Origin of the sequence: Brucella sp. TWI432 (assembly GCF_039674445.1) — a bacterium.
Lineage (GTDB): Bacteria > Pseudomonadota > Alphaproteobacteria > Rhizobiales > Rhizobiaceae > Brucella > Brucella chromiisoli.
Genome location: NZ_JBDJNL010000001.1, coordinates 744,072 through 770,039 on the forward strand (window position 1 = coordinate 744,072; position 25,968 = coordinate 770,039).

The following is a 25,968-nucleotide window of genomic DNA, read 5'->3' on the forward strand; positions in this document are numbered from 1 at the left end:
CTGTTGAAAAACGGGAGCGAATTCCATGGCTGGCACAGCAGCTCACGAGCATGGAGCCCACGACGACCATAAGCCAAAGGGCTGGGTACGCTGGGTTTACTCGACCAATCATAAAGACATCGGTACTCTTTACCTGATTTTTGCAATCACGGCGGGCATCATTGGCGGCGCATTGTCGATCGCCATGCGCGCCGAGTTGCAGGAGCCGGGTATTCAGATTTTCCATGGCCTTGCGGCGATGGTTTATGGCGTTGAGGGCGATGCTGCTCTGGATGCCGGCAAGCACATGTTCAATGTGTTCACCTCGATGCATGCGCTGATCATGATCTTCTTCATGGTCATGCCTGCATTGATCGGTGGTTATGCCAACTGGATGATCCCGCTGATGATCGGCGCGCCGGATATGGCGTTCCCACGCATGAACAACATTTCCTTCTGGCTGCTGCCACCTGCATTGCTGCTGCTGTTGATCTCGCTGTTTATGCCTGCTTCACCCGGTACATGGGGTGTTGGCGGTGGCTGGACGCTTTATCCGCCGCTTTCAACCAGTGGCCAGCCGGGACCGGCGATCGATTTCGCCATTCTGGCGCTCCATATCGCGGGCGTGTCTTCGATCCTTGGTGCGATCAACTTCATTACCACCATTCTGAATATGCGTGCTCCGGGCATGACGCTGCACAAGATGCCGCTCTTTGCATGGTCTGTCCTCGTGACTGCGTTCCTGCTTCTGTTGTCGCTGCCGGTTCTTGCAGGCGGTATTACGATGCTGCTGACAGACCGCAATTTTGGTACGACCTTCTTCTCACCGGAAGGTGGCGGTGATCCAATTCTCTACCAGCATCTGTTCTGGTTCTTCGGTCACCCGGAAGTTTACATTCTGATCCTGCCGGGATTTGGTATCGTCAGCCACATCATTTCGACCTTCTCGCGCAAGCCGATTTTCGGTTATCTCGGCATGGCCTATGCGATGGTTGCGATTGGTGTGGTCGGCTTTGTAGTCTGGGCGCATCACATGTATACGGTCGGGTTGTCACTCGATACGCAGCGTTACTTCATGTTCGCAACGATGGTGATTGCGGTGCCAACGGGCATCAAGATTTTCTCATGGATCGCGACGATGTGGGGTGGCTCCATCACCTTCCGCGCGCCGATGCTCTGGGCCGTTGGCTTCATCTTCCTGTTTACCATTGGTGGTGTGACGGGTGTGCAGCTTGCCAATGCTGGTCTCGACCGGGCTTTGCATGACACATATTATGTGGTTGCACATTTCCATTACGTGCTGTCGCTGGGTGCTGTGTTCGCAATCTTTGCAGGCTGGTATTACTGGTTCCCGAAGATGAGCGGCTACATGTACGATGAGTTCACTGCGAAGCTGCACTTCTGGGTGACGTTTGTCGGCGTTAATCTGGTGTTTTTCCCGCAGCATTTCCTTGGTCTTGCTGGTATGCCGCGTCGCTATATCGACTATCCGGATGCCTATGCGGGCTGGAACATGGTGTCGTCTTACGGCTCTTACATTTCCGGCTTTGCCGTGCTGATCTTCCTCTACAATGTGTTTGAAGCATTTGCGAAGAAGCGAGAAGCAGGTGCAAACCCATGGGGTCCGGGTGCGACAACGCTCGAATGGCAGCTTTCATCGCCGCCACCATACCATCAGTGGGAACAGTTGCCGCGTATCAAGTAACGTTTAGGACGGGGGCGAATCTGTGAAATGGGTTCGCCCTTTTGTAAAACTATGATATGTGCGAGCGGCATTCAGCTATGTCAGCCCTTGGCTGGCGTTGCGGTTCGGAAAATCCGATAGGGGTGAATGCATTTCCGGGAGGTAGGGTTTGTTGGAATACCGGTGGGCGTTCAGGGCAGGACGCGGCATCGGTCGGTTGAATTCGAGGTTGTAAAGTCAATGTCTCTGGTGGAAAAAAACACGGTTTCCGACGAAGCATTCGCACTCTCTGAGGCGACGGCGCGGGATTATCTTATCCTGCTGAAGCCGCGTGTAATGTCGCTGGTGGTATTTACCGGCCTTGTCGGTCTGGTGCTCGCACCCGGCCATATGAATCCTGTCTTGGCTGCTATCAGCATTCTTTGCATTGCGGTTGGCGCAGGCGCATCGGGCGCGCTCAATATGTGGTATGATGCCGATATTGATGCCGTGATGAAACGCACGCGCAACCGTCCGGTTCCAGCTGGCATCATCCAGCCCAATCAGGTGCTGGCCTTTGGCCTCACGCTATCAGCCTTCTCAGTGGTTACTCTTGGCCTGATGGTCAATTGGCTGGCGGGAGCGCTCCTCGCTTTCACGATTTTCTTTTATGCCGTTGTTTATACCATGTGGCTCAAGCGCTCGACGCCACAGAATATTGTGATCGGCGGTGCCGCTGGGGCCTTCCCGCCAATGATTGGTTGGGCTGCTGCAACGGGTGAAATCACTTGGGACAGTACCGTTCTGTTCTTGATCATCTTTTTGTGGACCCCGCCGCATTTCTGGGCACTGTCGCTCTTCACATCAAATGATTACGAAGCGGCCCGTGTTCCGATGATGCCCAATGTGAAGGGCGAATTGTCGACCCGCAGACAGGCTCTGTTCTATGCTGTTCTGATGGCGCCGGTTGGTGTGCTGCCATGGATCATGGGCTTTGCGGGCATTTTCTATGGCGTTATTTCTGTTCTGCTCGGACTGGCATTCGTCTATTATGCATGGCGCATGTGGGCGGCTGAAACCGAAACGCAGATGTTGCTTGCAGCGCGTAAGCTTTTCCGCTTTTCGCTGATTTATCTGTCCGTGATTTTTGCGGTGCTGTTGTTTGAAGCTTTGGCGGTCAAGCTTCTGACTGGATTTGGGTTCCTGTGAGGAGCGGGCTGAATTGGAGAGTGTTGTGATTGATAAGCCAGCGCAAGAGCCGGTGAAGGAAGAGCTGGAACTGATTGTGCCGACTGAGCCGCAGAAAAAGGCACAGCGTAATCGTTCTATCGGGCTTGCAATCGCACTTCTGCTTTTTGTGGTGCTTGTCTATATCGGTACGGTCGCAAAACTCGGTGCAAACATGTTTATGCGGCCAATGTAATGACGGCCATTCATGGGATGGGATGATTTAACAACGAACTGACCAGACGTTTTCGGGAGGAGAAGATGGAAGATCAGCAGAACATCGACGAGAAGCAAAAAAAGCTCAACCGTTCCAACCGCACGGTTGCAATCGCTTGTGTTGCCTTTTTCGCCTGCATGGTCGGTGCAGCTTACGCTTCCGTTCCATTGTATCGTCTGTTCTGTCAGGTGACAGGCTACGGTGGTACCACCCAGCGCGTCGAACAATATTCCGACACCATACTCGATAAAACCATGAAGGTCCGCTTTGATGCCAATACGTCAAACGGTCTGCCTTGGGATTTCAAGCCGGTCGAGCGTGAAGTCAGCTTGCGCATTGGGGAAACCTTGATGATCAAGTATGAGGCGCAGAATCTTTTTGATCAGACGACTTACGGTCGTGCGAGCTTCAATGTCGCACCAGCCCGGGCAGGCGCTTATTTCAATAAGGTTGAATGCTTCTGCTTTACCGACACGACCTTGCAGCCCGATGAGAGCATGGAAATGCCGGTGGTGTTCTTCATCGATCCGGAGATCATCAATGATCCTGATCTGAAAGATGTGAAAACAATTACGCTTTCCTATACGTTCTTTCCGATCGAGAAGCCTGCGCCCGTGGCAAATGCGAAGGGCGTCATCGGAAACAGCGGTGGAAGCTGATTGAATACGTGCGGCACATAATGCCGCAAAGACAAACAAGCCGCACAGCTTTATGGTGTGCCGGGAAGGGAACTGCCTGATGCTGCCTTAGGCGCAAGGGCTGAAATGCATGAGAGAGGGCCCTGAGGGGTTGCATGGGGAGAGACATGGCGAACGCTCACGAAAAAAATCACGATTACCACATTATAGCGCCAAGCCCATGGCCATTTCTGAGCTCAGTTGGCGCATTTGTGCTGGCAATCGGCGGTATCGCATGGATGCGCTATATCAATGCGGGTGATCTGCCATTTTTTGGCATCAATCTGGCAACGCCATGGATATTTTTCATTGGCCTCGCGATTGTTCTTTACTGCATGTATGCATGGTGGGCTGATGCGATCAGGGAAGGCCATGAGGGGCATCATACCCGCGTTGTGGCCCTGCATCTGCGCTACGGCATGATCATGTTCATCGCCTCGGAAGTCATGTTCTTTGCTGCATGGTTCTGGGCATTTTTCGATGCAAGCCTGTTTCCGAATGAAGTGCATCAGGTCGCGCGCGCCGAATTCACTGGCGGCCAGTGGCCACCAAAGGGAATTGAGGTTCTCGATCCGCTGCATCTTCCGCTCTACAACACGGTTATCCTTCTGCTTTCAGGCACGACACTGACCTGGGCGCATCATGCGCTGCTGCACAAGGATCGCTCGGGCATGATTATCGGTTTGACGCTGACAGTGGCGCTCGGTGTGCTGTTTTCGTTTGTCCAGTATTACGAATATGTTCATGCACCTTTCGAGTTCAAAGACTCGATTTATGGCGCGACCTTCTTCATGGCGACTGGCTTCCACGGCTTCCACGTCATCATCGGAACGATCTTCCTGCTGGTTATTCTGTTCCGCGCGATGAGCGGTGATTTCACGCCGGAGCGGCATTTCGGTTTTGAAGCGGCTGCATGGTATTGGCACTTCGTGGATGTCGTCTGGCTGTTCCTGTTCTTCACCATCTATGTATGGGGTGGCTGGGGTGCACCCATGCACGGCGGATAATCCGTGTGCTGATTGAATTGCAGGCGGCCTTGGAAACATGGCCGCCTTTTCCTTTTTTCCACTTTTTGTGGGGTTAACATGTCGGACCATAATCCTTACCCACCCGTCGATCCCATAAAGAGCGGCATTCTTGGTCACTGTCCGCGCTGTGATGAGGGCAAGCTGTTTAACGGGTTTTTGGCGGTTGCGCCGCGCTGTCAGGCATGTGGCCTTGATTATTCTTTTGCGGATTCGGGCGACGGTCCGGCCGCCTTTGTGATCCTTATCATCGGCGTTATTGTGGTGGGTCTGGCTCTGTGGCTGGACGTGAATTACGCGCCACCGCTCTGGGTGCATTTCATTTTGTGGGTGCCGCTGGCAATTATTCTCAGCCTTGTTGCCATGCGCGCAATCAAGGGTATTCTGATCAATATGCAATATCACAACAAGGCGTCTCAGGGGCGTCTGGATGATGGTCAATGAACCAGATACAAAAGTCGCGCAGGTTTCCGTGGGCTACGCTGATTGCGTCTTTAATCGCATTTTTGATTCTGGTTGCATTGGGAACGTGGCAGGTTGAGCGGCTGCACTGGAAGGAAGCATTGCTCGCGTCCACAGAGCAGCGTGTTCATGAGGCTCCAATCCCTCTGGCTGAAATGGAAAAAATCTATCGCGATGAGGGATCGGTCGAATATCGTCCGGTTACGGTTTCCGGCACTTTCATGCATCAGGGTGAGCGTCATTTTCTGGCGACCTATGACGGCCAGTCTGGCTTTAATGTCTATACGCCGCTGATGCTTGAGGATGGCCGTTTTGTGCTGGTCAATCGTGGTTTTGTGCCATACGACAGGAAAGATCCTGAAACGCGGCTCGACGGTCAATTGGATGGACCTGTGACGATCACCGGCCTTGCCCGTGATCCGCTCACGTCGAAGCCGGGCTATTTCGTTCCAGACAATGACATTGCAAAGAACATCTTTTATTGGAAGGACTGGGCGGCGATGGCCGAAAGCGCGGATATTCCTTCGCTTGATGATGCCGTGCCGTTCTTTATTGATGCGGATAAGACGCCGAATTTTGGTGGTTTGCCAATCGGCGGCATTACCATCATCGACTTTCCCAACAATCACCTGCAATATGCGTTGACCTGGTATGGGCTTGCATTGGCACTGCTGGGGGTTGTCGGAACGTGGTTCTGGCGATATCGGAAGGGTGTCAGGTCTTGACAAAGACCGTGTTACAGCCCAACTCCGGCCTATGTGATTATCAAGCGAGCATGCTTCATGACCGATAAACGTCCCTCTCTGGAAATTCGCCTCTGCGGCCCGCGCGGCTTTTGCGCAGGTGTTGACCGGGCAATCCAGATCGTCGTGCTGGCCTTGAAGAAATATGGCGCGCCAGTTTATGTGCGCCATGAGATCGTACATAACCGCTATGTTGTTGAAGGCTTGCAATCGCGCGGCGCGATCTTTGTCGAGGAATTAGACGAGATACCGGCAGAGCATCGCGATCAGCCGGTGGTTTTTTCCGCTCATGGTGTGCCGAAATCTGTGCCTGCGGATGCTGAAGCCAAGAACTTGTTTTATCTTGATGCGACCTGTCCCTTGGTTTCCAAGGTTCATAAACAGGCCATGCGTCATCAGCGTCTTGGCCGTCATGTGATCTTGATCGGTCATTCCGGGCATCCTGAAGTCATCGGTACGATGGGGCAATTGCCGGAAGGCACTGTCACGCTGATTGAGACAGTGGAAGACGCACGCACAATCGAGTTTGCCGATTCTGATAATCTGGGTTTTGTAACCCAGACAACGCTTTCGGTGGACGATACGGCGGGCATTATCGTTGAGTTGCAGCGGCGGTTTCCAAATCTGACAGCGCCAGCCGCGGAATCGATCTGCTATGCCACCACCAACCGTCAGGATGCGGTGCGTGCGGCAGCACCTGGCTGCGATCTGTTTCTGATCGTGGGCGCCCCCAACTCGTCCAATTCCAAGCGCCTTGTTGAGGTGGCGGAAAAGGCCGGTGCAGGCATGTCGATGCTGGTGCAGCGCGCATCGGATATTCAATGGGATCAGATTGGTGATATTTCGGTGGTGGGACTTTCTGCCGGTGCATCCGCACCTGAAATTATCGTCGATGAAATTATGGATGCTTTCAAGGACCGCTTCACCGTCAAAATTGAACTCGCCGAGACCACGATTGAAACCGAAAATTTCCTCGTCAATCGTGAAATACGCGACGTGGAACTGACTGTGCGGGATATGGCCTTCGTCAACGGCGAAAACCGCGTCGTCGGAATACCAAAGTTCATGCAAGGGAAATAAGCGGCATGGCCGTCTATACAGATATAAACGAAATCGAGCTTGGCGCTTTTCTAGAACAATATGATATCGGTGCACTGACATCCTATAAGGGCATTGCGGAAGGGGTGGAGAACACCAATTATCTTCTGCATACCACGACAGGCTCTTTCATTCTCACACTTTACGAAAAGCGCGTGAACCGTGATGAGCTTCCGTTTTTCCTGAATTTGATGGAGCATCTTTCAAGGCGCGGTCTGGAATGCCCGCAGCCTGTTGTCCGCCGTGATGGTGTGACGATTGGTGAGCTTGCAGGGCGTCCGGCAGCCATCGTCACCTTCCTTGAAGGCATGTGGATGCGTAAACCCACGGCTGCACATTGCGAAGAGGTTGGTCGCGGACTGGCTGAAATGCATCTGGCGGGGGAAGATTTTCCCATGCGCCGACGCAACGGCCTGACGCTGCAGGACTGGCCTCCGTTGTGGGATCTGTCAAAAGCCCGTGCTGACAGCGTGGAAGAGGGGCTGGTGGCCGAAGCTGAAGGTGATCTCGATTATCTGGAAAAGAACTGGCCACAAGGGCTTCCGCAAGGCGTTATCCATGCAGATCTGTTCCCGGATAATGTATTCTTTCTTGGCGACAGGCTTTCGGGCTTCATCGATTTCTATTTCGCCTGTACCGATATTCTCGCTTACGATGTGGCCGTTTGTCTGAATGCCTGGTGCTTTGAGAAGGATTTCTCCTTCAATCTCACCAAGGGCGCTGCTTTGCTGCGCGGCTATAACGCAGTTCGTCCACTTTCGACGGCTGAAATCGATGCGCTGCCGGTGTTGGCACGCGGTGCTGCCGTGCGTTTCATGCTGACCCGTCTTTATGACTGGTTGAATGTGCCCGATGGCAGCTTCGTGATGAAAAAAGATCCGATGGAATACGTGCGCCGGATGCGCTTCCATCGCCAGGTTACATCAGCAACGGAATATGGTCTTGAACTGTCGGGAGCTGCCGCGTGAAGCATATTGAAGCTTTCACCGATGGCGCGTGTTCCGGCAATCCCGGTCCCGGGGGCTGGGGTGCGATTGTACGTTGGAATGACCATGTGAAAGAATTAAAGGGTGGCGAGGCTGATACCACTAACAATCGCATGGAGCTTATGGCCGCAATTTCAGCGCTATCCGCACTGAAAGAACCCTGTGAAGTCGATCTTTATACCGATAGCGTTTATGTTCGTGATGGTATTTCCGGCTGGATTGAGGGCTGGAAGCGCAATGGCTGGAAGACAGCCGCCAAGAAGCCGGTCAAGAATGCTGAGCTTTGGCAGGCGCTGGATGAAGCGCGCAAACCGCACAAAGTGACGTGGCATTGGGTCAAAGGCCATGCCGGACACCCGGAGAATGAACGTGCCGATGAGCTTGCCCGTGCAGGCATGGAGCCGTTCAAATATAACGGCCATAAGTCTCTTCAGGTCAAATAAGAACGTCGTGGTTCCGGACGTGAAAAAGCCGCGCTGAATTTCAGCGCGGCTTTTTGGTTTTGTGCAGATTACTTACCCTGCTGCATTTCGGATGGGTCTTTGAGACGACCAGTCAGCGAGAAGGCGAGCAGCGAAGACGCGAGCATCACCGCACCGACGATAAACATCGGCATTTCGTAAAGACCGGTCCAATCCTTGACGAGTCCCGTGATGTAAGGTGCTGCAAAGCCTGCAATATTGCCGATGGTGTTGATCAATGCGATACCTGCTGCTGCTGCCGGACCGCTCAGGAAGCGCGATGGAATGGCCCAGAAGTTTGGCAATGCGGAGAAGATCGCACAGGCTGTGATGGTGATCATCAGGATCGTGGTTGCAGGCGAGGGCATGAAAAGGGCGGCTGGAATAGCAAAAGCGCCAACCAGTGCCGGAATGCCGATATGCCATGGACGCACACCGCGCTTTGCTGCATCGCGGCTCCAGAAATAGAGAGCGATGGCGGCTGGCAGATAAGGAATTGCAGTGATCAAGCCCTTATCGAACACGTCAAACTTCGTGTTGAACTCCTGCTCGAACCCGTTGATGATCGATGGCAGGAAGAAAGCCAGTGCATAAAGACCATACACAAGGCCGAAATACACAATCGACAGAAGCCATACGCGCTTGTCGAACAGTGCCAGACCACTCATACGGCCATGGGCGCTTTCCTTGACTTTTTCTTCCTGAGCCAGTGCGCCATTCAGCCAGTCGCGTTCTTCCTTGTTCAGCCACTTGGCGTCATTTGGCGTATCCGGCAGGTAGAAAAAGGTGACAATACCAATGATGATTGCCGGAACCGCAACACCGAAGAACATGATGCGCCAGCCTTCAAGGCCGAAAGCGCCATGCATATCGATCAGCATTGCAGCGATTGGCGCACCGATAACAATTGTCAGTGGCTGCGCGATGTAGAACAGCGCAAGAATCTTGTTGCGGTGACGCGAAGGTACCCACATCGACAGGAACAGAATGGCGCCCGGGAAGAAGCCAGCTTCCGCAACACCCAGCAGGAAGCGCAGGATGTAAAGCTCTGTAGAGCTTGAAACCCATGTGAACAGAAGCGCCACAATGCCCCATGTCACCATGATGCGGGCAAGCCATTTGCGCGCGCCAAATTTGTGCAACGCAAGATTGCTTGGAACTTCAAGGATGATATAGCCAACAAAGAAGATACCGGCGGCGAAGCCGAACTGTGCTGCTGTCAGCGCAAGATCGGTTGTCATCCCGTTTGGACCAGCAAACGAAATTGCGGTCCGATCCAGGAAGTTGATGAAGAACATCAGCGCGATGAACGGGACCAGCCGGATCGAAATTTTCGATATGGCCGACTTTTCAGCGGGCGTCATTTCGTGAGATTTTTGCTGCATGGCAGTTCCTCCCTGCTTGCATATTTAACGTAAGCGTAAGAAACAGTATGAAGGCAAATCAAATGAATTGCCTATTCATGCGGCACTTGCGCTTTTAAATAGGCGGATTGCTAATGAATGCGACATGCCGCCGCAAGCGATTTATTTGCGCCAAACTGTGATATTACCTCACAGGTATACTCATAATCGAATGGAGTCTTACATGCGTCCATTGCCATCTTTGAATGCGCTTAAAGCCTTTGAAGCTGTTGCACGCCATCGTTCGATGACGCGTGCTGCCGAAGAGCTCTGCGTGACGCATGGTGCAGTCAGCCGTCAGATCCGTGCACTCGAAGATACGCTTGGTGTTCTTCTTGTCACGCGCACGGCGCGCGTAAGCGATCCGACACCTGAGGGTGTACGGTTAGCGGAAGCGCTCGCCAGCGCATTTTCAATCATTGAAGCGAGCATTGAGCGGGTAAAACCGGGGCCTCTGACGCTTTCCTGTTCATCGTCGATTATGATGGAGTGGATCATTCCGCGCATAGGCCGCTTTCATGAGCGCTATCCGCATATCGAACTGCAATTTAACATGAATTATGATCGCATCGATTTCATGCGTGACAAGATTGGTATTGCGATCCGTTCAAGCATCATCGAGCCGCCGGCGGATGCTGTAATTCGCGATATGGGACGCGAGGAGATCGGTTTGGTTTGCGCGCCGTCTTATCTGCAGCATTGCCCGTTAAGCGGCCCAACTGATCTGGTGAATGCGACAGTGCTTGCAACACAGACACGTCTTGAGGCATTCGAGGACTGGCAGAAGGCAGCAAACGTAGATTTCCAGATGCCGGAGTTTAAATCGACATTCCATCATTTCTACCTGCTGATACAGGCCGTCTTGTGTGGATTGGGTGTGGCGGTGGTGCCGCGCATGCTGGTGGCGGAACACATTGCATCGGGCCGTCTTGTTGCGCCATTTGGATTTTGTCCGGGGCCGCGCCGCATGCTGCTATGGATCGCGCCACACAGGGCAGGGCAGCCGGATACGCTGGCGCTTGAAAAATGGCTGACCCGCGAAATGCGCGCCCTGCCTGAAAAGCAGGGCGCGTGATTGGCTTATCTTAAAGCTGTTCGATCAGCGTCGCCGCACTTGAAGTTACAGCCTGTCCAGCCTGTTCTTCAATGTTTAGCGTCTTGACGACGCCGTCTTCAACGATAGCCGAATAACGCTTCGAGCGAATGCCAAGACCGCCCGCAGTTGCATCCAGTTCGAGGCCAATGGCCTTTGTAAACAGGGCTGAGCCGTCAGCAAGATACAGGATCTTGCCTTCGCCGCCGGTGCTCTGTGCCCAAGCGCCCATTACGAATGGATCATTGACGGAAACAACAACGATCTGATCTACGCCCTTGGCAAGGATCACGTCACGGTTTTCAAGATAGCCCGGCAGGTGGTTGAGGCTGCAAGTGGGTGTGAATGCACCGGGCACTGCAAAAAGAACGACCTTTTTGCCTGCAAAGACTTCGTCCGTCGTCACTTCCTTCACACCATCCGCAGTCTTTACCTTGAAGGTAGCTGCTGGCAGCTTGTCACCAACTTTGATCGTCATTGTTTTCTCCTGAAAGTGAGCGTTTGCCGTTGGTGCTCACCTGTGTGAATGGCTGTTTTTCAATTTTCCGTATGCAAGGCATCGGAACGCCACTTAAGCCGATAAAGGCGCGTTGGACAATTTCAAATTGCTGATGGTTGAAGTTAGTCGAGCCGCACCTGTCCTGAGACTGCTTTGCCGTTCTGCACCAGTGTATAATCGATCATGGCACCTTCGCTGGCTTTTCCCTGCAATGTTGCAATGAAACGCTTTTGGTCAGAGGCCTCATCGGGTGTTGTTTCAGACAAGTTGAACTGCTCGCTGCCGACAAAAAGCTCTGCGGGTGCTTGGCTATCCGGCACTGAAATATCGAAAATGGCTTTGTTCTCTTCGCGCCTTGCGGCGGCGACACCAAATTCTGGCGTGGCAGGGGATGGCAATCGGTCAAAGGCCGTTTCAACAATCGTGCTCGCAGCGATGGCTTGCGGTGATTGTTCTGCCGCTTTTGTGGAAAGCGGGAAGTCAAACTCTGCCTGCACAGGAATGCAGATGTTATGGCAGACGCCAAGAAAGACATTTCCCTTGAGCTGCTTTTCACCGGGTTTTACGGTGAATGTCAGCGGTAAAGATACAGGATTCTTATAGCCGATACCGCCTTCATCACCAGCGCCAAAGCTCACAGGTGCAGGGAATTCGATGCGCGCGCGCGCGTCGCCGTCAACATTGAGCTGCGGCGGCACACCGGCATCGCCCGGATTGCGCCAATAGGTTTTCCAGCCCGGATTAAGATCAATCTGCAAAGCCCCGCGCAGCCCATCTGCTGTGTTGGTTTCGTCGAGGATAACCCGAACCCTGCCGCCCGGCGTTTCCGTCCATGCGGACGTAGCACTGTGCGCTGGTGCGCCTGCGGCCAGAACCACGGCGATGATCAGAAAACGACATAATTTCATATGGTGAGATTGATAGAAAATCGTGTCGTTATCAAGGCTTAAGATGTTGTTCGCAAGAATTGATGTCCGAAATTCAGATTTTGAATATCAGGTTTTTGAAAACAGACAATATGATGAGAACGCCCAGGGCCATATGCAACAGGAGGGCAATATTGGAGATGGCTCGAAATTTATTGTAATCAGCAAATTTTGCATTGATCTCAGCATCCGGCACCGGATTACGCCAAAGATAGAGCGCAAAGCCATAATTGCCGCGTGTCATTGTGACGATATAATAGAGGTCAGATACGTCGCCAATAATCTGCGTCATCGCTGGACTTTGTCTGATGAAGTCGATCAGTGGAGAGAGTTTTATTTGTGCATAAATGGCATAAAGAACGAAGACTATTACCGAGCTTATTATGATGTATGCCAGCATGCCAGAATTTTTCTTAATTTCCAGATTGGGCAAATCCGGTTGAAATCGACCCAAGAGGGCTTTTGATAAACTTTGTACGAAATTCGTTGTCATTTCGTATAGTCTTGCTACCTTCTCAGCTATGAACATTCTCAGGAAGCCAAATCAGGAGCAGGGTTTCTTGAATGGGCAATTCCTGCTCGCCATGCCCGGAATGAGCGACGAGCGCTTTGCGCGCTCGGTTGTTTATATCTGTGCGCATTCGGAAGAGGGGGCTATGGGATTGATTATCAATCAGCTTCAGCCCGTTGGTTTTCCTGATCTTCTTCGACAGATTGGTGTGATTGACGATGATGATCTGATCGTGCTGCCCGAACGCGCGCAAAATATGATCGTCCGCAATGGTGGCCCTGTGGATCAAACACGCGGCTTCGTTTTGCACACCGATGATTTTATGGTGGATTCGACAATGCCGGTCGCCGAAGATGTGTGTCTTACAGCAACCGTTGACATTTTGCGTGCCATTTATGGCGGCAAAGGTCCCGCACAGGCTTTGATGACGCTTGGCTATTCGGGTTGGGCACCGGGGCAACTTGATGCAGAATTTGCGGGGAATGGCTGGCTGGCATGCCCTGCGCCAATGGACATGCTTTTTGACAGCGATATTACCGGCAAATACGACCGGCTGATGACCCATATGGGCATCGACATGACACGGCTCGTTTCCGAAGCCGGTCACGCCTGAACATTCTCCGTACAGCTTACGCCGCTGTTGCTTCCTGCTGATCTTTGATCATGCGCGTTGCATCTTCGCGGCTTGATGGTTCTCCGAACATGAAGCTTTGCACATATTCACACCCCATCTGGCGCAGTTGCAACGCGTCACTCTCGCTGTCGACGCCTTCAGTTACGACTGCAAGTCCGAGATCATGCGCCATGCTGACGATAGAGCGCAGCAGCGTGGTCTTTTGCGGCTGATCACCTTTGACGAATGAACGGTCGATCTTGATGATGTCGAACGGGAAGCGGGTGAGATAGGCAAGCGATGAATAGCCGGTGCCAAAATCATCAAGCGAAAGACCGACGCCCATCGTCTTGAGGCGTGCAAGCACATGGGCCGACTGTTCCGGGTTTTCCATCAGCACGGATTCGGTCAGTTCCAGCTTGAGACTGCCCGGTGTGAGGTGAATGCGCGAGAGGACCGAACGCATATCATTGATCAGGTCCTGCCGGATAAGCTGGGTGCTCGACAGGTTCACGGAGACGAACAGATCGAGTTTTGGAAACTGTTCCTGCCAGGCAAACAGATCTTCCGCAGCGCGTTCAATTGCAAACAGGCCAAGCTGCACGATAAGGCCTGAATTTTCGGCAATCGGAATGAATTCCGATGGAGAGATGGAACCGCGGCGCGGGTGTTCCCAGCGCATCAGCGCTTCAAAACCTGCAATTGTACCTTCGTCCAGACGCACGATTGGCTGGTACACGATATTGATTTCATCGCGTTCAAGCGCACGGCGCAAATCGGATTCCAGTTGCAGCTTGTCGCTGCCGATTGCACGGAATGCCGGGCGGAATGGCTCAATACGGTCGCCGCCAAAACGCTTGGCCTGATGCATCGCCAGTTCGGCGTCTTTCACAAAATCTTCTGCGGAAGCAGCCGTTTTGGTCCATGTGATCAGGCCGACTGAGGCTGTGAGCACGATTTCGCGTTTTGCATAGGCAATGGGTGAGCGCACGGCCTGACGCAATGCTTCTGCAAAGGCAGCAATATGGCCCGGATCGCTTTCAGAGGCCAAAAGCAGACCAAACTGATCGGAAGAAAGACGTGAAAGTGTGTCCTGTGGCTTCATAATGCGCGACAGGCGGCGCGAGATCGTAAGCAGAATCGTGTCGCCGGCCGACATGCCGAGGCTGTCATTGACCTGCTTGAAACGGTCTATGTCGATGATGAAGACGGTCGGGTGCAGGTTGCTTTCGCCGCGTGCCATGTTCATCACATTGCTGAGACGATCAAGGAAGAGTTCGCGATTGGGCAGTCCCGTCAGATTGTCATGCACGGCATCATGCAAAAGGCGTTCTTCGGCCTTTTTCTGTTCAGTTACATTGATGAGCGTACCGACACAGCGAACGATTTCGCCGTCTGAGCCGATGACGGGGCGTGCGCGCAGCGCATACCAGTGATAGTGGCCGTCATTGGCGCGCAGTCGGAAAATCTGGCCGATGCGGCCGCGCCGGTTTTCAAGAATGGCATCAAGCGTGGAACGGAACCGATCACGATCATCAGCGTGCATGGCTGGCAACCAGTTGCGCACTGGGCCTTGCAGAGAGCTGGCCGTGTTTCCGAGATAGTTGGCAATATCGGGCGTGGTGACAACGCGGTCGCGCGGCACGTCCCAGTCCCAGACGATGTCGCCCGCACCGATGACGGCCAGTGCCTGACGCTCCATATCAGAGAGCAGCCCCTGATGAAGCGCACCACCGGAAAAGGCGTGTTGCATGACGGTAAAGCCAATAAGCAGCACAATCAGCACCAGACCGCCACCAAGCGCGGGCTGAATAATATCATTGTCGAGCTGGCCGGATACCGTCATCCACGCGCCAAGCAGCCATATCAGTATGAGCAGCCATGCCGGAATGAGCATCACCGCTCGATCATAGCCTTTGACCGCAAGATAACCGATGATACAGATGCCCGAGGCCACAGTGAGCGCCAAAGATATGCGTGCAATGCCAGAAGCCACCGGCGGATCGAAGACCGCAACCCCTGCCAGCGCGATCAGGCCAAGCACCCATGTCACAGCGCCATAGCTGAAATGGTCGTGCCATCGGTTAAGATTGAGATAGGTAAACAGGAAGATCACCAAAGAGGCGGCAAGGGCGACTTCCGTACCCGCTCGCCAGACCTGCTCGTTTCCGGGCGAGATCTCCATCAGCTTGTTCCAGAAGCCGAAATCCACGCAGATATAGGCAAGTACAGCCCATGCAAGGGCAGCTGTTGCAGGAAACAGCGATGTTCCTTTGACAACAAACAGGATTGTGAGAAACAGAGCCAGAAGACCGGAAATTCCAAGCAGAATGCCGCGGTAAAGCGTGTAGGAATTAACCGCATCCTTGTAAGCTTCCGGCTCCCACAGATAGAGCTGGGGCAGATTATGGGACGACAATTCGGCAACAAAGGTTACAACAGTGCCGGGATTGAGTGTGATGCGGAAAACATCAGCATCGGCACTGGGTTGCCGGTCAAGCGCAAAGCCTTCGCTGGGCGTAATCGACGCAATACGTGGCGAACCAAGATCCGGCCAGATGACACCCGAACCAACCAGTCGGAAATGCGGCGCAACAATCAGCCGGTCGATCTGTTCATCGGTTGGATTGGCAATCGAAAATGCCGCCCAGTCGCCTGACGCATTGGAATTGGGGTCGGCCTGCACCTCGATGCGGCGAACAATGCCATCAGCACCCGGTGCGGTTGAAACCTGCACGCTCTCACCCTGATTGCGCAGCAGTTCCACAGCGCGCGAAAGGTCAAGGGCGGTATCTTCCTTGGAAATCTTGATCGGTTCAACCGCAAAAGCATGAACCGCAGAACAGGTTACAATGACGATCAGCGCTGCAAAACGTGTGAGAGCTGAAAAAAACCTGTCTGTAAAACCATTCACGAGCGTTCAACCTTGCCATTGATCATGCGTAAATCGCTTTCTATCAGAGCAAATAACAGGTGATCCTGCCAGAAGCCGTTTATCTTGAGATAGGAGCGCAACAGTCCTTCTCTCTGAAATCCGGCTTTTTCGAGAAGCCGTATCGAACGAACATTATGGGGAATACAGGCAGCTTCAATCCGGTGCAACCTTAGTTCCCCGAATGCGAAGGGGATAACCAAAGATAGCGCTTCGGCCATATAGCCTTTACCCGCTGATGAAACGCCGCTCCAATACCCGATCATGCCGCTTTGCCCAACGCCGCGCCGGATATTGCCAAGGGTTATACCGCCAAGCAGCTGGTTGTCTTTGTTATGAAAAATAAAAAATGGAAAGCCGGTGCCATCTGACATTTCTTCCTGGACTCGCCGCAACCGATAGCGAAATGCACCTTTCGTGAGATCATCATCAGCCCAGGTCGGCTCCCATGGCGTGAGAAAAGCACGGCTCTGCTCACGCACACTGGCCCAACTGGCAAAATCGCTCATCAACGGCTCGCGCAGATAAATCCGCGGCCCACGAAGAATTGACGGATTGCTGCGCCGGAATGGCAGGCCGATCATGCGGGTTCCTGTGTTTATAAAGCAGCTGGTGAACAGGGCAAAAGGGCTTTCCGTAGAATGAGTTCACAAAACCCTGCTGCCTTATCGCTTAAACTGCAATCTTTCGCGTATGTGCGCTGGTCGAAAGCGCATCGGTGAGTCCTTCAAAGCTCATCAGACGCCCAACCGGACCAACGCCTGCAATCGTCGGCTTGTTATCAAGGAACAGGCGTCCTGCAAGATCGCTCAGCCGCTCAGGCGTGATGAGCGACAAACGATCCATCAGCTCGCTGTTTGGCACGGGACGGCCATAGAGCAAAAACTGACGAGCGATCTGACCGGCACGGCTCGCCGCACTTTCCTGCGACATCAAAAGGCTTGCGCTGTATTGCGCGCGTGCGCGGTTCACTTCTTCAATGCTTATGGAATCGGCTGCTTTGTGCAGCTCATCAATGATAACCGGAAGCAGTTCAACCAGTTCATCACGGCCCGTCGCGGCATGAATGCCGAACAGGCCTGTGTCGGAGAAGCCCCAATGAAAAGCATAAACAGAATAGCACAGGCCACGCTTTTCGCGCACTTCCTGAAACAGACGTGAGGACATTCCACCGCCAAGGATCATGGAAAGGAGCTGGGAGGCATAAAAATCGCGCACATGATAGGCGCGGCCTTCAAAGCCGATCAAAACCTGCGCATCCATCAATTCGCGATTTTCGCGGAAATCGCCGCCAACATAAGTCGCAAGGTCAAGCGTTGGCGCAGTGTTATGCGCACGAAAACCTCCAAGGCGCTTTTCAACTTCTTTTACAAACGCATCATGGTCGACGCCGCCTGCAGCCGTTACCACCATGCGGTCTGCGCTGTATTGCTCATCGATATATTGGCGCAAGTTGTCGGATGTGAATGACATGACCGTCTCCGGTTCGCCCAAAATAGCGCGCCCGATCGGCTGGTGGCGATAAGCGGTTTCAGAAAAGCGGTCGAAGACGATGTCATCAGGTGTATCATGTGCCGCGCCGATCTCCTGCAGGATCACCTGCTTCTCGCGCTCAAGTTCCGCCTCATCAAATTTGGAAGCGGTCAGAATATCAGCGAGAATATCGATGGCCAAAGGCATGTCTTTGCGAAGAACACGCGCGTAATAGGATGTGGTCTCCACGCTTGTCGCGGCATTGATTTCGCCGCCGACATTTTCAATGTCTGAGGCGATCTGCCAGGCAGAACGCTTTTCTGTGCCTTTGAAGGCCATATGCTCAAGCAAATGGGCGATGCCATGCCGATCCGGAGCTTCGTTTCTTGCGCCCGCCTTAACCCACATACCCAGTGCAACACTTTCGATATGCGGCATGTTATCCGTTACAATGGTCAGACCATTGGAAAGACGCGTTACTTCAACACCCATTAGCAAAATGCTCCCTAATTCCCGTTCTTATTCTCTTCAAAGAGCCTTCACACTTATGCTCGAGAATGACGGCGAACATATTCTTCCACGATTTTCAAGTCGTTGTGAAGAACTGTGAAGCTTTCTTTTCGATCCATAAGGTCTGAAAGCCACCCAGGCAGTGCTGGCGTAATACCGCTTGCAGCCTTTACAGCATCGGGGAATTTGGCCGGATGCGCGGTGGCCAATACCACCATTGGTGCAGTGCCGGACACTTTTTCGCGAGCGACCTTAACGGCAATCGCCGAATGCGGATCAAGCAGATAGCCATCGTCGTTGAGAACGGACTTGATGATTTTTGCGGTTTCCTCGACGGTTGAACGCCCTGCAGAAAATGCGCTGCGAATTGCGGCAAGTGGCTTTTCAGAGATCGTGAAGCCACCTGATTGCTTCAGACTTTCCATCAGGCCGCGAACAGCACTTGCATCACGATCATGTGCTTCGAACAGCAAACGCTCAAAATTAGACGAAATTTGGATGTCCATTGATGGCGATGTCGTCTGTTCGACGCCACGCATTTCATATGCGCCGTTTTCCAGCGTACGCGCAAGAATGTCATTATCATTGGTGGCAATGATGAGCTGATCAATGGGCAAACCCATTTTCTTTGCAACAAAGCCTGCGAAAATATCGCCGAAATTGCCGGTTGGCACGGTAAACGAAACAGCACGATCCGGCGCGCCAAGACTCAGTGCTGCGGTGAAGTAATAGACAATCTGGGGCATGATGCGTGCCCAGTTGATTGAATTCACCCCGGAAAGCGAAATGGCATCGCGAAATTGCAAATCATTGAACATGCCCTTGACCAAATTTTGGCAGTCATCGAAGTTGCCTTCGATGGAAAGGGCATGAACATTGGAAAACCCGGAACTCGTCATCTGGCGCTGCTGCACCGGCGATACGCGGCCATTGGGGAAGAGAATGAATATATCGGTGTTGTCACGGCCGCCAAATGCTTCGATGGCGGCACCGCCGGTATCGCCGGAAGTCGCTCCCACGATTGTCGCACGTTCGCCGCGCTGTGCCAGAACATAATCCATCATACGAGCCAGCAGCTGCATGGCGACGTCTTTGAAAGCCAGCGTCGGGCCGTGAAACAGTTCAAGAATGAATTCGTTCGCCCCTGTCTGAACCAGCGGGCAGACTGCGTCATGACGGAAAGAACCATAGGCCTCGCGCACCATGTGTTCAAAATCGGCCTGCGGAATTTCACCATTGATGAAGGGAGTGAGCACGGCCAGCGCGATATCCACATAGGATTTTCCACGCAGATCACGAATTTGATCGGGCGTGAATTGCGGATAGTTCTGCGGAAGATAGAGACCACCATCACGGGCAAGTCCGGCGAGCAAAGCATCGCTGAACCCCAGAACAGGTGCTTCGCCGCGTGTGCTGATATATTTCATCTTAAGGGCCTTCATTTCGGATCGAGGCGGATTTTAACCGTTGAATGCAATAGAGCCTCCCTAAAAAAGCCGCAAGAATTAAAGTATCCTTTGAAGGGTGGGGTTGCTCTTGACGATAAAAAACGGGAAAACACCCTCACACTGTGCATTGCATAGTGGTATAGAACAGGTCGATCAGTGCAGGGAAGCCCGGTTTATGCAGAAACCAATACAGAATCGTTCATCGTTGTTACCAGTCTTTGCAACGATTTTGCTCGCAGCACTTGCAGGCTGCACAACGAGCGGCACGCAGAAAACAGCCGACGGATCGCTTACCGAAGCTGGTCAGCCGCGCATCAAGGAATCGGAGCTGCGCGCTTTTTGCCCCACCGTTTCGCTGCGTGAAGGCACGGCCTATTTCAATACCTATGAAAAGGGTGGCGACAAGGATGCAAGCCGCGTCATCTATCAGGCAGCTTTGACTGACACCACGCGCGCCTGCCAATATGCTGACGGAACCATCAATCTTGATGTTGCCGCTGCCGGCAAGGTCGTCCCCGGCCCGAAATACAAGAGCGGCAATATCACTATGCCGATTCGTGTTGCCGTGGTTGAGGGTGGCAAGGTTATCTATTCCAAGCTGCACAAGCAGACTGTGAATGTTTCGAGTGGCGGTGCGACGCAATTCGTCTTCAACGACAAGGCGATTTCGATCCCAACGGCAAGCGCACAAAGCGTGCAGATTTTTGTCGGCTTCGATGAAGGTCCTTACAATACGAAGTAAGCCGGATTGGAATTTAATAGATTGAATTTTGACAAACGGCTTATGATTTTACCATAAGCCGTTTGTATTATAGAAGCAGCTTTTAGACGTTGTTCTATTCTTAAGCATGTTTCACTTTTCTTTTTGTAGTTTCGGCGTTTAGTCGATTTATTAATTTTGATGAACGGTAATACAATCATTCTGTATTGCTTCCGGCGTCAGGTAATATGCGCTGGAACTATGAAAGTGCATTACAGAACGATGGTAATATTTTACGGCTTGTTCATTTTTTAAGTTTGGTAAGGCGGTTTTAATGAGGTTTCCGCGCAGTTCATTTCTTTCGCCGGTCCCATTCGTTATCTGCATCATGTTGCTGCTTGGTGCTTTTGCGGGCAAGTGGGCAGGTGAGAGGTTCAGCCTGCTTGATGAAGAAGGCGACATGAACACCTATATGACGGTGCTTATGACGCAGGCGAACCGCATTGTCGGTTCTGCCCGTGATGTGTTGGATAAAATGAACCGTTCAACCAACCCGATATGTGGCGCTGATGATAAGCAGTATATGCGCGAGCTTCTTTTCTCCGGTTATCATATCAAGGATATTGGTCGGCTTGAAAATGAAAAACTGCAATGTTCGACACTCCTCAATGAACTCAAGGATTCACGTCCGAGAAGCAAGGAGGATGTTCTTCTCAAGGATCACACATACATTTATCGTGACGAGCAGCTGATTACACCGGGTAGCCACGGACCCATTATAGGCCGAGATAAAGCAAATGTGGTGCTAAGCGCTGTTGCCTTTGATGCGCTCCATATTCCTCAATATCATTTTGCTGTTTTCATGGTGAACGAGGACCGGACACAATTCGCCCGGTTATTTAGCAATCCAATTGATTTTCCGGGAGATGTCGTAAGCGGTCTCTTTCCCGTCAGTGGGGGACGGGTTTTCGAGATAACGGATGGTATCCTGCAGCAGAAATCCTGCGACGAAACGACGGGCATCTGTATTTTTATTGCAACGTCTCCAGGCTGGAGCGGCAATTCTGGTGGGCTGTTGAAGCTGGTCTTTATCAGCCTTGGAATGCTTGTGGGAGGCGGGCTGGCAATTGGCTGGAGCAATTACCGCAACCGTGATCGTTCGTTGATGTCACTTTTGAGAAAAGCGCTTGCAGCAAAACAGTTAACCCTTGTTTATCAGCCGGTCGTGAATATTAGCAGCCGCAAAATCGTTGGTTTTGAAGCGCTGATCCGCTGGGAAATAACCAAGGATGATTTTGTTCCTCCTGACCTATTCATCGCTAAAGCAGAAGCTCATGGTATTGCGGATAAAGTCACACTTTACGTTCTTGACCGCGTTATCCTTGAAATGGGAGGATTGCTTAAAAAGCAACGCGCGCTGCATATTAATATCAATATTACGGCCAGCGATCTGCAGAGCGTTGAATTTATGAAGGCCATTGATGAGCGCTTGACCACAGCCGACATCAGGCCGGAACAGATCGGGCTGGAGCTAACAGAGCGCACACCGGTCGATTTTGCAAAGGCCAGCGAGGGTATCAAATTGCTGCGCGAAAGAGGCCATAAGGTCTATATTGACGATTTTGGAACGGGCTATTCCAGCCTTGCATATCTGGATGAGTTGAAGGTCGACGCCATCAAGATCGACAAGGCTTTTACGCGCACGGTCGGCAATGAGGTTGATACGGTTTCTATCGTTCCGCAGATCATTTCGATGGCGCATCAGCATGGTTTGGGCATCGTGGTCGAAGGTGTCGAAACGGAGTCTCAGGCCGAATATTTCCGCGGCATTTGCTCTGAACTTTTTGGACAAGGCTGGTTCTTTGGAAAACCTGTCGACGCAGCTGCGGTGCAGGTGCTTGTCGGGAATGTTTCCTCTGTAAAGAAACGTGGCCGACCCAAGTCTGCATCCGGTTCGTAATTTTGGCGGATCCCACAGGAGACCGTTGCCTTAGAGCGCGCCTTTTTGATTTGAGCCAATCAGATCAGCGCTTTTGTCAATGTGCCATTACGAAACAAAAATTAACTATAGAAGTAATATTCTGGGCTTTTGTTAAATTCGACTGCTTCTGTGAAATGAATCGCAAGATGTTTGGTGTAAAACAGTAACGAATAAGACAGCTCTGCCTTAGAATGGGCAGCGGCCGCTTCTTATGAAAAACTGTAACGAAACATTAGGGGCAGGGCGGCAATGAACGTTCTGAGCTTAGACCCATGAAACCGAAATATGAACGTGTTCTTGAGCCGACAGATACTTGGGCAATTTTCGACGCTGCGACCGACGAGCCTGCCTCTATTGGTGACAGGCTGATGATTGGTCTAAGTGAAAGCGAGTCGAAGGAATTGCTTGCCGCGCTCAATGCCGCAGCGAAAAACAAAAGCAAGCGTAGCGCTGCTTAATCAACTTTGCGCGCCCAACATGGCGCGCAACGAAATTTTCCGGGATGTGTCTGAATAAGATCAGGCGTCAGTCCAGATCGACAAAGCATCGATCACGCTTGCTAAATCCTTGTGGCGATGGATGACGGTTTCGGCGCCTGCATCTGTCAATTTGTCAGCGTGCCCCGGATAGGTATGCGCACCGCCGGTGAAGCCGATGACGCGCATTCCCGCCGCGCGTGCTGCATGAATGCCGTGCGCTGAATCTTCAATTACAATTATATCAGCCGGATCGGCACCAAAATGCTTGGCGGCATGAAGGAAGACATCGGGTGCAGGCTTTGGCTTTTTCGAGCCAATTTCCCGCGCCGAGAAAATATTTGGCGCAAAAAGATCGTAAAGCTCGACCCGCTTGAGCATAAGCTCAAGGCGTTTACTGGTCGAATTTGAGCAGATGCATTTTGGCAGATCAAGCGCAGAAACAACCTCGACAATGTCATCAATCGCCTGAACTTCGTTTTTCAGACGCTCATCCAGCAGCTTTTCTGCCTTGTCGAGAAGGGAAGCGGAAATGGGAATGCCTGCCTCGCGCTCAACCGTCAGAAGAATGTCCTGCCAGGTGAGGCCAGCGAAGCGTTCGCCAACTTCTGTAGCCTCAATCGGGTAGCCTGCTTCTGTCAGAAGTGCTGCGTCGACTTCCGCTGCGATGATTTCGGAATCCACCAATACACCGTCACAATCAAAAATAATCAGGGCCGGAGCTGCCATGTCAAAAGCCTTTACTTGGGAGATGATGGGGTAAGATCACCCACAAAACATTGTCGATGAGCTACATCTTTATGCTCACTAGGTCAAACTTCCGCGTATCGGCTGCCGGAATTTTAGGGAACGATGTCGGTGTGAAGCCGTTTCTTTCTTCAGTGAAGGAGAAATTGATGCGAAAATCCGTTGTGCTGTTCATTCTCGCAATTGCAGTTGTGTTGGCGTTCGTTCTTGCAACACCATATTATTACAGCGCTACACCGGAAAATCGCGGAGTGGAGCCCGTCACCGATACTTCTCAGTAACTTAAACCTCGCCTGAAATTTCCCGTCTGCGCCGGTCGAGTTCTTCGCTATAGCGGCGCAGCGTATGTGCTTCGCTCAAAAGCCCGAGAACTTTACGCTCCTGCGCATTGTTAATAACTGCGAGCGCTTCGGCCTCCGCCCTGTCAAAGCGCACCACAGCTTCTCTCGCGTTCATCTGCGGCAGCAGGAATTCATCCTGATAGCGAAGCAGATCAATGATGCCCTTCTGGGTGTCTGTGCTGTCAAAACTTTCCGAATAAGCCTCAGGCACAGGTATCATTCCGACATAACGGCCTTCGCCATCCACTGCAATGACGCGCTGCGTTGAGCCAAGCGGGAAGTCGTTGCGGAAGGTTTCAATATCTGTGTCGATGGAAACGGTACGAACATCATGGCGCATCATGCGAAGGACTGTGAGGTTGCGCACCCAGCCAATATCATGCGCAGAGCGGATTGCTTCGCCGCGCAGGTGAAAACGCCACGTTGCAAACGAGTAACCGAAAGTCTTTCTGACCATGAGCGATGAAGAAACGACAGCCCCCAGGACAAGCATCGCTATTGGAAAATCCCCGGTAAGTTCCAACGCCAGAAATGTCATCGTCAATGGACCGCCGATGATTGCGACCGCCATTGAGCTCATGCCGATGACCGCATAAACTTCCGGTTCAAGGGTAAGTGGCAGGACGTAGCCCGTCAGCGCAGCAAAAAGCTTACCGGTCAATGCGCCGAGAAAGAGCGAGGCGAAAAACAGACCACCGCGAAAGCCTGAGCCAATGGAGACGGCGGATGCCAGAGATTTGGCGAAAATCAGAAGCAGCAGCACCGGAATTGTCAGATTTGCATTGAGATCGAGATGCAATGCACCGTGACCTGAAGCCAGAACCTGAGGGGCGACGAAAGCGATCATGCCGATAATCGCGCCACCAAATGCCGGAGCCAGCACCGTGGGAACAACGCTTTTGCGGGCAACCCGTTCGACTGTCGTCACGCCGCGCATGATCAAAATGGCAATACCTGCCGCAATTAAACCCAGCACAAGGGCTGGCACATAATCTCGTGCAGCAATGCCATCAAGCTGACCGACGTGAATAACCAGGGGTGCTCCGCCGATGGCTTGCGTGACCAGCATGCCGACAATTGCTGCGACCACCACAGGCGCCAGTGTGGCGATGGAATAAACACCGATAATCAGCTCGAAAGCGTAAAATGCGCCTGTAAGTGGCGCGTTGAAAGCACTTGCAATGGCTGCCGCGGCTCCGCAACCCACAAGGGTGCGCAGGTCGGCCCGGCGCAGCTTGAGCGCGCGGCCAATGCGCGATGCAAATCCGCTTGAAAGCTGCGTATAGGCTGCTTCAAGCCCAACTGAAGCACCAAAGCCGTTGGAAACAAGGTTTTGCCCGACAAGAATAAAACTGTCTGTCAGCGACAAACGCCCGCCATGCAACGCATTGGCTTCGATAGGGTCGACAATCGGCTTTTTTCGCCAGCGTGCCAGCACCCAGATCAGGACGCCCATCAAAATACCGCCTGCAAGCGGGGCGAAGTAGGCTGTCCACTCAAGCTGCGAGGCGGAGCTTAGTCGTTCGCCGTCAGCAAGCCCGAAGAGCGCCTGATGCATCCTCTGGGAAATGCCCGCAATGGCTGCAACTGCCAGCGCGGAGATGATACCAACCAGCGCGCCTGCGATCACAAGCCCTATTTCGCTGCCGCGCACAACTGCGCGCATGCGAAAGGGTACGAAAAGAATACGTAAATATCGGTTGTGACGCAGTTCATTAATATTCATGAAGACACATGGAACAGTTACGCAAATCAGTTTTAATCCCAGGCGCAATTA

26 protein-coding genes are annotated in these 25,968 nt (G+C 52.5%); 16 read left to right on the forward strand and 10 right to left on the reverse strand.

Annotated features, from left to right (window positions below; genetic code table 11):
- Positions 1–25 precede the first annotated feature (25 nt).
- The 10 genes from ctaD to rnhA all read left to right on the forward strand — a co-directional run bounded on the left by ctaD (position 26) and on the right by rnhA (position 8,520).
- Entirely contained in the window at positions 26–1,684 is a 1,659-nt protein-coding gene (gene ctaD, locus ABE527_RS03685) for a cytochrome c oxidase subunit I (protein WP_265983107.1), read from the forward strand.
- A 219-nt stretch (positions 1,685–1,903) separates the two neighbouring features.
- A complete protein-coding gene (locus tag ABE527_RS03690) occupies positions 1,904–2,851 on the forward strand; it encodes a heme o synthase (protein WP_499696163.1) in 948 nt (315 codons plus the stop codon).
- Positions 2,852–2,879: 28 nt separating this feature from the next.
- On the forward strand, positions 2,880–3,065 hold the full coding sequence (locus ABE527_RS03695) for a cytochrome c oxidase system small membrane protein (RefSeq protein WP_265983851.1): 186 nt from the start codon (positions 2,880–2,882) through the stop codon (positions 3,063–3,065).
- A gap of 65 nt (positions 3,066–3,130) precedes the next feature.
- Complete coding sequence (locus tag ABE527_RS03700) at positions 3,131–3,745, forward strand: cytochrome c oxidase assembly protein (protein WP_265983109.1); 615 nt, start codon at positions 3,131–3,133, stop codon at positions 3,743–3,745.
- A 146-nt stretch (positions 3,746–3,891) separates the two neighbouring features.
- Entirely contained in the window at positions 3,892–4,770 is an 879-nt protein-coding gene (locus ABE527_RS03705) for a cytochrome c oxidase subunit 3 (RefSeq protein ID WP_265983110.1), read from the forward strand.
- A 78-nt stretch (positions 4,771–4,848) separates the two neighbouring features.
- Positions 4,849–5,232 carry a DUF983 domain-containing protein gene (locus ABE527_RS03710; protein ID WP_499696164.1) on the forward strand — a complete coding sequence of 128 codons (384 nt, stop codon included), beginning with the start codon at positions 4,849–4,851 and terminating at the stop codon, positions 5,230–5,232.
- Positions 5,229–5,975, forward strand: coding sequence for an SURF1 family protein (locus ABE527_RS03715; RefSeq protein WP_396996470.1), 747 nt, complete (start codon positions 5,229–5,231; stop codon positions 5,973–5,975). Before ABE527_RS03710 ends, ABE527_RS03715 begins: the two co-directional genes overlap by 4 nt.
- 57 nt (positions 5,976–6,032) lie before the next feature.
- Positions 6,033–7,073, forward strand: a complete 1,041-nt coding sequence (gene ispH, locus ABE527_RS03720; RefSeq protein ID WP_499696165.1) for a 4-hydroxy-3-methylbut-2-enyl diphosphate reductase — start codon at positions 6,033–6,035, stop codon at positions 7,071–7,073.
- A 5-nt stretch (positions 7,074–7,078) separates the two neighbouring features.
- A complete protein-coding gene (locus tag ABE527_RS03725; RefSeq protein ID WP_499696166.1) occupies positions 7,079–8,059 on the forward strand; it encodes a homoserine kinase in 981 nt (326 codons plus the stop codon).
- Entirely contained in the window at positions 8,056–8,520 is a 465-nt protein-coding gene (gene rnhA, locus ABE527_RS03730) for a ribonuclease HI (RefSeq protein WP_396996464.1), read from the forward strand. Before ABE527_RS03725 ends, rnhA begins: the two co-directional genes overlap by 4 nt.
- Positions 8,521–8,588: 68 nt before the next feature.
- Here the strand turns inward: rnhA and ABE527_RS03735 are convergent, their stop codons facing one another.
- Entirely contained in the window at positions 8,589–9,923 is a 1,335-nt protein-coding gene (locus tag ABE527_RS03735; RefSeq protein ID WP_265983116.1) for an MFS transporter, read from the reverse strand.
- Positions 9,924–10,125: 202 nt separating this feature from the next.
- Between ABE527_RS03735 and ABE527_RS03740 the strand changes: the two genes are divergently transcribed.
- Complete coding sequence (locus tag ABE527_RS03740) at positions 10,126–11,016, forward strand: LysR substrate-binding domain-containing protein (protein WP_265983117.1); 891 nt, start codon at positions 10,126–10,128, stop codon at positions 11,014–11,016.
- A 10-nt stretch (positions 11,017–11,026) separates the two neighbouring features.
- On the opposite strand, the gene ABE527_RS03745 is transcribed toward ABE527_RS03740, so the two are convergent.
- The 3 genes from ABE527_RS03745 to ABE527_RS03755 all read right to left on the reverse strand — a co-directional run bounded on the left by ABE527_RS03745 (position 11,027) and on the right by ABE527_RS03755 (position 12,952).
- Positions 11,027–11,512: a peroxiredoxin gene (locus tag ABE527_RS03745; protein ID WP_265983118.1), complete on the reverse strand. Its 486-nt coding sequence runs from the start codon at positions 11,510–11,512 to the stop codon at positions 11,027–11,029.
- Positions 11,513–11,655: 143 nt separating this feature from the next.
- Complete coding sequence (locus ABE527_RS03750; protein ID WP_499696167.1) at positions 11,656–12,441, reverse strand: protein-disulfide reductase DsbD domain-containing protein; 786 nt, start codon at positions 12,439–12,441, stop codon at positions 11,656–11,658.
- A 73-nt stretch (positions 12,442–12,514) separates the two neighbouring features.
- The gene (locus ABE527_RS03755) at positions 12,515–12,952 is read right to left on the reverse strand and encodes a hypothetical protein (protein WP_499696168.1); all 438 of its coding nucleotides are present in this window, start codon (positions 12,950–12,952) and stop codon (positions 12,515–12,517) included.
- Positions 12,953–12,980: 28 nt separating this feature from the next.
- Between ABE527_RS03755 and ABE527_RS03760 the strand changes: the two genes are divergently transcribed.
- Complete coding sequence (locus ABE527_RS03760) at positions 12,981–13,583, forward strand: YqgE/AlgH family protein (RefSeq protein ID WP_265983121.1); 603 nt, start codon at positions 12,981–12,983, stop codon at positions 13,581–13,583.
- Positions 13,584–13,599: 16 nt separating this feature from the next.
- Here ABE527_RS03760 and ABE527_RS03765 read toward each other — a convergent pair whose 3' ends face one another.
- From ABE527_RS03765 to thrC, 4 genes are all read right to left on the reverse strand, one after another.
- A complete protein-coding gene (locus ABE527_RS03765) occupies positions 13,600–16,497 on the reverse strand; it encodes an EAL domain-containing protein (RefSeq protein WP_265983122.1) in 2,898 nt (965 codons plus the stop codon).
- A complete protein-coding gene (locus tag ABE527_RS03770; protein WP_265983123.1) occupies positions 16,494–17,099 on the reverse strand; it encodes a GNAT family N-acetyltransferase in 606 nt (201 codons plus the stop codon). Before ABE527_RS03770 ends, ABE527_RS03765 begins: the two co-directional genes overlap by 4 nt.
- A gap of 88 nt (positions 17,100–17,187) precedes the next feature.
- Positions 17,188–18,480: a M16 family metallopeptidase gene (locus tag ABE527_RS03775; protein ID WP_499696169.1), complete on the reverse strand. Its 1,293-nt coding sequence runs from the start codon at positions 18,478–18,480 to the stop codon at positions 17,188–17,190.
- A 53-nt stretch (positions 18,481–18,533) separates the two neighbouring features.
- Positions 18,534–19,925 (reverse strand): threonine synthase, encoded by a 1,392-nt coding sequence (thrC, locus tag ABE527_RS03780; protein WP_499696170.1) that lies wholly within the window; start codon positions 19,923–19,925, stop codon positions 18,534–18,536.
- A 196-nt stretch (positions 19,926–20,121) separates the two neighbouring features.
- Between thrC and ABE527_RS03785 the strand changes: the two genes are divergently transcribed.
- The 3 genes from ABE527_RS03785 (at position 20,122) to ABE527_RS03795 (ending at position 23,085) form a co-directional block, all read left to right on the forward strand.
- Positions 20,122–20,688, forward strand: a complete 567-nt coding sequence (locus ABE527_RS03785; protein WP_265983126.1) for a hypothetical protein — start codon at positions 20,122–20,124, stop codon at positions 20,686–20,688.
- A gap of 292 nt (positions 20,689–20,980) precedes the next feature.
- Positions 20,981–22,606 carry an EAL domain-containing protein gene (locus ABE527_RS03790; RefSeq protein WP_265983127.1) on the forward strand — a complete coding sequence of 542 codons (1,626 nt, stop codon included), beginning with the start codon at positions 20,981–20,983 and terminating at the stop codon, positions 22,604–22,606.
- Positions 22,607–22,899: 293 nt separating this feature from the next.
- Complete coding sequence (locus tag ABE527_RS03795) at positions 22,900–23,085, forward strand: hypothetical protein (RefSeq protein WP_265983128.1); 186 nt, start codon at positions 22,900–22,902, stop codon at positions 23,083–23,085.
- A 60-nt stretch (positions 23,086–23,145) separates the two neighbouring features.
- Here the strand turns inward: ABE527_RS03795 and ABE527_RS03800 are convergent, their stop codons facing one another.
- Positions 23,146–23,832 (reverse strand): HAD family hydrolase, encoded by a 687-nt coding sequence (locus ABE527_RS03800; RefSeq protein WP_265983129.1) that lies wholly within the window; start codon positions 23,830–23,832, stop codon positions 23,146–23,148.
- A gap of 167 nt (positions 23,833–23,999) precedes the next feature.
- On the opposite strand from ABE527_RS03800, the gene ABE527_RS03805 reads away from it, so the two are divergent.
- Positions 24,000–24,131: a hypothetical protein gene (locus tag ABE527_RS03805; protein WP_265983130.1), complete on the forward strand. Its 132-nt coding sequence runs from the start codon at positions 24,000–24,002 to the stop codon at positions 24,129–24,131.
- Position 24,132: 1 nt separating this feature from the next.
- On the opposite strand, the gene ABE527_RS03810 is transcribed toward ABE527_RS03805, so the two are convergent.
- Positions 24,133–25,917: a chloride channel protein gene (locus ABE527_RS03810; RefSeq protein WP_499696171.1), complete on the reverse strand. Its 1,785-nt coding sequence runs from the start codon at positions 25,915–25,917 to the stop codon at positions 24,133–24,135.
- Positions 25,918–25,968: the final 51 nt, after the last annotated feature.